The sequence below is a fragment of the Intrasporangium sp. genome (assembly GCF_040414665.1).
Lineage (GTDB): Bacteria > Actinomycetota > Actinomycetes > Actinomycetales > Dermatophilaceae > Intrasporangium.
In genome coordinates this window covers 1-7,043 of record NZ_JBEDUL010000058.1, presented here as the reverse complement: position 1 = coordinate 7,043, position 7,043 = coordinate 1, and the positions used below count along the sequence as shown (strand labels likewise).

General features: G+C 70.3%; 7 protein-coding genes. 1 reads left to right on the top strand and 6 read right to left on the bottom strand.

Translation table 11 applies throughout. The features are described 5' to 3' along the window. The 4 genes from ABF401_RS06190 to ABF401_RS06175 all read right to left on the bottom strand — a co-directional run. A partial coding sequence (locus ABF401_RS06190; RefSeq protein ID WP_353508667.1) for a CaiB/BaiF CoA transferase family protein occupies positions 1 to 1,163 on the bottom strand: 1,163 nt, incomplete at its 3' end. A gap of 106 nt (positions 1,164 to 1,269) precedes the next feature. Then, positions 1,270 to 1,734, bottom strand: a complete 465-nt coding sequence (locus ABF401_RS06185) for a hypothetical protein (protein ID WP_353508666.1) — start codon at positions 1,732 to 1,734, stop codon at positions 1,270 to 1,272. A gap of 112 nt (positions 1,735 to 1,846) precedes the next feature. Next, positions 1,847 to 2,344, bottom strand: coding sequence for a GNAT family N-acetyltransferase (locus ABF401_RS06180; RefSeq protein WP_353508665.1), 498 nt, complete (start codon positions 2,342 to 2,344; stop codon positions 1,847 to 1,849). A 20-nt stretch (positions 2,345 to 2,364) separates the two neighbouring features. Next, positions 2,365 to 4,419, bottom strand: coding sequence for an MMPL family transporter (locus ABF401_RS06175; RefSeq protein WP_353508664.1), 2,055 nt, complete (start codon positions 4,417 to 4,419; stop codon positions 2,365 to 2,367). Between the two features lie 58 nt (positions 4,420 to 4,477). Here ABF401_RS06175 and ABF401_RS06170 point away from each other — a divergent pair, with 58 nt between their 5' ends. Continuing rightward, positions 4,478 to 4,945 carry a MarR family winged helix-turn-helix transcriptional regulator gene (locus ABF401_RS06170; RefSeq protein WP_353508663.1) on the top strand — a complete coding sequence of 156 codons (468 nt, stop codon included), beginning with the start codon at positions 4,478 to 4,480 and terminating at the stop codon, positions 4,943 to 4,945. Here ABF401_RS06170 and ABF401_RS06165 read toward each other — a convergent pair. Continuing rightward, on the bottom strand, positions 4,942 to 5,778 hold the full coding sequence (locus ABF401_RS06165; RefSeq protein WP_353508662.1) for an NmrA family NAD(P)-binding protein: 837 nt from the start codon (positions 5,776 to 5,778) through the stop codon (positions 4,942 to 4,944). The genes ABF401_RS06170 and ABF401_RS06165 overlap by 4 nt on opposite strands. Before the next feature lie 4 nt (positions 5,779 to 5,782). Then, positions 5,783 to 7,043, bottom strand: a 1,261-nt coding sequence (locus tag ABF401_RS06160) for a hydantoinase B/oxoprolinase family protein (protein WP_353508661.1), incomplete at its 5' end; no start/stop codon positions are given.

Genomic DNA, 7,043 nt, shown 5'->3' with positions numbered 1-7,043 from the left:
GACTCGTTGTGCTCGCCCAGCATGGGAGGGTGCAGGTGATCCTCTCGCCCCCCGGCAAAAGCATTGTCGTCGAAGCGAATCGGTGGCCCCGGGATCTTGATCGTCCCGAGCACCGGATGGTCGACGTCGAGGACCAGCCCCTGCGACGTCGTCTGCTCCCACTCGTAGACGTGGTCCAGGGTCCGCACCTGGCCTGCGGGGACCCCCACCTCAGCGAGCCGCTTGACGAGCTCCTCGAGGCCATAGGGCGCGAAGGCGTCGTCGATGAGCTCGATGAGGCGGTCCCGGTTCGCGACGCGCTCGCGGTTGGTGGCCAGGCCGGGCGTCGCAGGGTCGATGCCGAACGCGGTGGCGAGCTTGACCCACAGCCCCTCACTCCCACAGGAGATCTGGACCATGCCGTCCTTGCACGTGAACAGCCCATAGGGCGCGATCGAGGGGTGGTGGTTGCCCTGCGCGCGCCCGACCTCGCCGGCGACGGTGTATCGCGTGCCTTGGAAGGCGTGCACCCCGACGATCGCCGCGAGCAGGGAGGTGCGCACGACGCGCCCCCGCCCAGTCTGGCCCCGCTCGTGCAGGGCGGCCGTGACTCCGTAGGCGCCGTACATCCCCGCGAGGAGGTCACCGATGGGGACACCGACCCGCTGCGGGTCGTCGGGACTGCTGCCCGTGAGCGACATGAGGCCGCCCTCGCCCTGGGCGATCTGGTCGTAGCCGGCACGCCCACCCTCTGGGCCGTCATGGCCGAAGCCGCTGATCGACAGGATGACGAGGCGTGGGTTGATCACGTGCAGCCGTTCGGTGGAGAAGCCGAGCCGGTCGAGAACGCCGGGCCGGAAGTTCTCGATGAGCACGTCCCCGTGGCGCACGAGACGCGTCAGGGTGTCGCGGCCGTCATCGGACTTGAGGTCGAGAGTGACCGACTCCTTGTTGCGGTTGCACGAGAGGTAGTAGGTGGAGATCGGGTCGTCCTCGGGACCGACGAACGGCGGCCCCCATCCGCGCGTGTCGTCACCGTGTCCCGGCGTTTCCACCTTGATGACGCGCGCGCCCAGGTCGCCGAGCATCATCCCGGCGTGGGGTCCCGCGAGGGCTCGCGAGAGGTCGATGACGACGATGTCGTCCAAGGGTCCGCTCACGTGCGCTCCTCGTGCCGGGATCATGCCGTATGCCGCTGTGCCCGAGCCTAGGCGCGCGCCTGACCTTCCCGTCGTGGCACTTTGTGGCAAGCGGGTCCGGGGGTGGGTGGCAGGTCTTGCCAGCGGCGGCTCAGCGCCCGGGTTGGGTGACGCGCCAGTCGGCCAGATAGCCGAGCATCGCGAGGAGGACGACCTGGGCACCCGTGATGAGGGTCGCCCAGAGGCCGAGCGGCAGGTGGCTGATGGCCTCGTTCTCGAAGGCGCCTTCTCCGAGCAGACCGACGCCGAAGGCCAGGAAGAGTAGGAGGACGACGATCTGCACGCCCGCCCCGAGCAAGTGCAGGGTGCGGTTGTCGACGACGAAGAGGATCACGGCGCCGATGGCATAGGCAACGGCGAGGCCGACGTAGCCGCCATAGGTCGTCGTGTCGGACGCTCCCGCCTCGGACTCGGCGTTCCTCACGAGCAGCATCAGCACGACGTAGAGGATCGCGACGACCGCGCTCATGGCGGCCGCCACATACCGGACGGTGCGGCGCGTGCCAGCCGTCTGGGAGTCGCGCTCGGCGTCGGCGGCAGGGCCTGTTGCATTCATGCTCCACCTCTTCCTTGAGGTTCTTCAGCCCATCAAAGCAGCCCGCCGGCAGCCCCGCCATCCTCCAAATCCTCGCTATGGGCCGTGAACTCGGCCGTACCCCGAGACGCGCCTAACGGGTAGGTGGGGTCGCCTTGTGCAGGTGCACGAGCCGACCAGACGCGATCGGCTCTGTCCCAGTGACGACGAAGCCGAGCTGCTCGTACCACGCGATGTTGGTCACCATCCGCTCGTGCGTGAACAGTCGAACGACCGTCAGTCCGCGTTCACGGGCCGTCGCCTCGGCGAAGGTGACGAGTGCGAGCCCCACGCCGCGGCGCTGGTGCGCCGGGTGAACCGCGATGTTCTCGATGAGCAGGGCCGAGTCCTCGATCGCCTGCACGAGCACGCCGGCGACCGGCCGGGGCGGTTCCGGCACGCCCTCGTGCGCCGCGACATGGACCCTTTCGTCAGCGATCAGGGTCGCGAAGTCGGCGTCCATGGGGGCCGGGCGGCCACCGACGACCTGGACCCACGGTTGGTAGGCAGCTCGAGTGACCTCCTCGACGGCCTGCTGATCGGCGGTGGTGGCCAAGCGAATCCGGTACTCCACTGCCTGCTCTCCCGTCATGACCAGCACGGTAGCGACGGTCATGCCGGCTGCGGCGCCGCCTGGGGTTGCGGAGCGCTCTGGGAAACCTGGCGGGGCCACCAGAAGCGGTCGCCGAGGACGAGCGCAATGGCGGGCACGAGCAGGGTCCGGACCACGAGCGTGTCGAGGAGCACGCCCACGCAGATGATGACGCCCACCTGCGCCAGCACGACGAGTGGCAGCACGCCGAGGACGGCGAAAACGGCCGCGAGCAGGATGCCGGCGCTGGTGATGACGCCACCGGTGGCAGCGAGGGCGCGGAGCATGCCCTGCCGGACACCGTGCTCGCGGGCCTCCTGGCGGGCCCGGCTCACGAGGAAGATGTTGTAGTCCACACCGAGGGCCACGAGGAACACGAAGGCATAGAGCGGCGCCGTGTCATCGAGCCGCTCGAAGCCGAAGACCCGGGTGAACAGCACCCACGAGATCCCGAGGCTGGCGACATACGTGCCGACGACGGTCGCGACGAGGATGACCGGTGCGACGATCGAGCGAAGCAGGAGCATCAGGGCGATCAGGACGACGACGAGGATGATGGGCAGGATGAGGCGGAGGTCGTCCGTGGCGGCATCCGCGGTGTCGAGGGCGACGGCCTCGGTGCCTCCGACGTGGGTCCCGTCGAAGTCCGTCACGGCGCTCCGCAGGCTCGTCACGGCGCGCTGCACCTCGGCGGACGACGGCGCGCCGGCCAGGACCGCGTCGATCTGGGTCACGCCGCCACCCTCGTTGCTGATGCGCGCCGAGGTCACACCGTCGGCCCCCTTGACCGCGGCGAGGACGGCCTGCGGATCGTCGGTGGTGACGACGACTGCCGGGTCGGCGCTGCTGGCCGGGTAGGACTGGGCCAGCCGCTCCGAGGCGGAGATCGCCTCCGGCTTGTCGAGGAACTGGTCGGAGACCGAGAGCCCGGTCCGCAGACCCAGCGCACCGGCCGAGGCGATGAGCAGGCCGACGATGGTGACGGCGATGACCGTGCCCGGGCGGGCTGCCACGACGTCGCCGATTCGCTTCCACAGGGACTGGCGGTCCGCGAGGGCCGGCTCGCCCACGTGCGGGATCTTCGGCCAGAACACCCATCGCCCGAAGACGACGAGGGCAGCGGGCAGGACGAGCAGCGCGAAGACCGCTGCGACGACGATCCCCACGGCCGATGCGACACCCAGACCGCGCGTGGAGGGGAAGGCCGACAACAGCAGCGTCAGCACGCCGAGCACGACCGTGGAGGCGCTGCTGACGACCGCCTCGGCCGTCCGGGTCATGGCCGCGGACATGGCGCGGCGGCGGTCTTCGTGCCTGCGCAGCTCGTCCCGGTAGCGGGAGATGAGCAGGAGCGCATAGTCGGTGCCCGCGCCGAAGACGAGGACGGAGAGGATGCCCGTCGTCGACTCGTCCCACGGGATGTCGAAGAAGTGCAAGGTGTGGGTGGCCACGACGGTGGCGACGCGATCAGCGACTCCGATGACCGTCAGCGGGATGAGCCAGAGGACGGGGCTGCGGTAGGTGATGACGAGCAGGAACGCCACGATGGAGGCCGTTGCGATGAGCAACCGGAGGTTGGCGCCGTCGAAGACCGCGGCCAGGTCCGCTTGGACGGCCGCCGGACCGGTCACCTGGGCAGTCAGTCCTTGGGGCAGGTCGGCCTTGGCGACCTTGCGGATCTCGGTCACCGCGTCCGATGCAGCCGTTGCGTCAGCGGCATCGACGGGCAGGACGACCAGGGCCGCCGTACCGTCCTCGCTGGGAACGGCTGGCATCCCGGTCGCGCCCGGCAGCTGCGCGGTGCGCTCCGCGATGGCGGCGCGGTCGCCCTCGGTCAGCGCGCCGGAGTCACGGCTGAAGAGGACGACCGCCGCCGAGTCGTCCGAGCGAGGCAGTCGTTCCCGAAGCTCCACCGCCGCGACGCTGTCCGACCCAGCCGCCAGGGTGGCCGTCGGCGAGGGGCTGCGCTCGGCATCGCCCACGATCCCGATGACGGCTCCAGAGGCAAGCAGGGCGATGGCGGCGAAGAGGCCGGCCCACCAGCGGGCAGTGAGACGATCGGCAAGGCGAGACATGGGTCCTCCAGATACGATCAAAGAAGTCGGTAAGGATCTTACTAAGTTGGTTAGTGAAATGGGAAACAGCCCGTCGACGGCGATGCAGCAGGCCGTGCCCGCATGGCGCCCGGCCCGCACGCTCGAGATGCTCCAGGAGCTGATCGACGTGGCGGAGGCGCTCCCCGAGGTGGTGGCTCGACGGGCCGGCATGTCGATCACGGAGCTGCACGCGCTCCGGCACCTGTCCGCCGAGCCGATGGGGCCGGTCGAGCTCGCCCGCCGGCTCCGCGTGACCTCGGCTGCCTCCTCCGGAGTCGTCGACCGGCTCGTGGCCCACGGGCATGCCGAGCGGCGCGCGCACCCCGACGACGGTCGCCGGACGGTCGTCGTCGTCACCGACTCCGGACGCGCAGAGGTCATTGGCTGGCTGCGGCCGATGTTCCAGTCCCTGGCCGCCCTGGACCAGTCGCTGAGCGACACAGAGCGAGAGGTCGTCGAGCGTTACCTGACTGGAGCGGTGGACGCGATGCGCGAGCTGCTCTAGGCGGCTCGTTCAACAGTGACGTGCCAGGGCGTGGCGGGACGGCCGAGCAGACGCTCGAGGTCCGTTGCGTCACCGGTGAGCCCGTCGCGGTCGTACGCGCGGAACATCGCCAACAGGTCTTCCCTCGCTGGCTCCGGCACAGCAGAGCCCGGTCCGGCGGCCCACTCCGCTAGGGAGATCTGCGTCACCTGGACGGTCCGCCCGAGCACGTCGCTCGCGATCCTCGCCTGCTCCCGGACGGTCAGCGACTCGGGTCCGCACAGCTCGTAGGTGGCGCCCTCGCGGCCGGACTCGGTGAGGACGAGCGCGGCGACCTCGGCGACATCGTCGAGGTCCACGTTCGTGAACGGAGCATCGAGCGAGTACGGCACCGCCATCCGCCCCGCGAGCGCCGCATCCAGGAGATTCTGGCCGTATGCCGCTGGGCGCAGCACCGTCGCCGTGCTGAGTCGGGCGCGGATGACCGTCTCGGCCTCCGCCTTTCGCACGTGGTGCGGCATCGACGTGTCCTCCGGGTGGAGGACCGAGTGGAAGACGAATCGGGAAACCCCTGCAGCGCAAGCGGACTCGGCGACACGGGCCGCGATCCCCACCTCGTCGGGATGGACGTTCGGGGCCAGGTGGTAGACCGCGTCGACCCCGGCCATGGCCGCGCGCAGCCCCAGCCCCGTCGTGAGCTCCACGGTGACCGGGGAAGCGAGCTCAGCGGCATACGGCATCCCTTGCGACCCGGGACGGACCGCGGCACGCACGCGGACTCCCCGAGCGACGAGGGCGCGCGTCACGGCGTGACCGGTCTTGCCGGCCGCGCCGATGACGAGCACCACGGTCACCGAGTCACACCCAGTCGACCTCCGCGGCCTCTGCGCCGGCCGCAAGGCGCGCATAGCCGGGCCCACGGTCGAAGAACGGCTGCGGTTGCTCAGCACGCTCACCCCGCATCGACGCGCGCAGGGCGTCCGAGGCGCGCACGTCGACGGCCGGCTCGTCCTTGGTGCCGGTGGCGACGACGCCATAGTCCGAACGCGCTCCCTCGAAGGACACCTTCCCCCAGCGAAGGTCGCGTTCCACCTCGTCATACGGCCGTTCGAGCGGGTCCCCCCAGCCGCCACCGCCGGTCGTGCGGATCCGAATGACCTGCCCGGCCAGGACCGGCTCGGCGTTCGCCAGCGCGTCGACGACCCGCTCGGTGGGTCCGCCCACATCGACCGTCACCTCGAACGCCCGCCCGGCGCGCCCTCCCTTGACCCCCCAACACGCGAGGATCGACCGGTCGGCGATGGACATGAAGTTCGCGTCGCGGAGCATCCGGAGGTGCTTCTCGTAGCCCAGCCCACCGCGGTAGCGACCGGCGCCGCCGGAGTCGACCGCGAGGCCCAGCCGCTCGACGATGAACGGGAAGCGGCTCTCGGTGAACTCGGTCGGCAGGTTGCGCGAGTCCGGCACGACGTGGATCGTGTCCTCGCCGTCGGCGTAGTACCGACCGCCGGAGCCGCCGCCGAGCACCTCGCGCATGAGGTAGTCGTTGCCGTCGCGGTCCTTGCCGTAGACCCCGGTGTAGCGGATCGTCTCCTGGTCGGCGGGCATCTTGCCGTCGACGGCCTTGGCGACGACTCCTGCCAGGACACCGAGGAGGCGCAGGATGACGAAGGTGCGGGCGTTCGTCGGCGCCGGGTAGATCGGCGTGAGAAGCGTCCCCTTCGGCGGGAACTTCATCTCGATGAGCGGCACGATGCCCTCGTTGACGTCGAGCTCGGCCATCCGCTCGGGGGTGTCGGCGAGGTTGCGCAGGATCGGCGCGAGCCACTTCTTGAGGAACACCCCGTCGCTGTAGTCGCCACAGTGGTTGATCGGACCCTTGGCCTGCGGCCCGGTTCCGTCGAAGTCGAGCACCAGTCGCCCGCCGTCCGGGTCGTCGGGCGGCGTGCGGGTGAGGGTGATGCGCTGGGCGTGCAGCCGCGGCGCGTCGACCCCGTCGTGCTCCGCGTAGTCCTCCCACACCCAGGTGCCCACGGGGATCTTGGCCAGGATCTCGCGGCGGTACGTCTCGGTGGTCCGGCCGATGATGGCGTCGAAGCACGCCTCGACGGTGTCGACG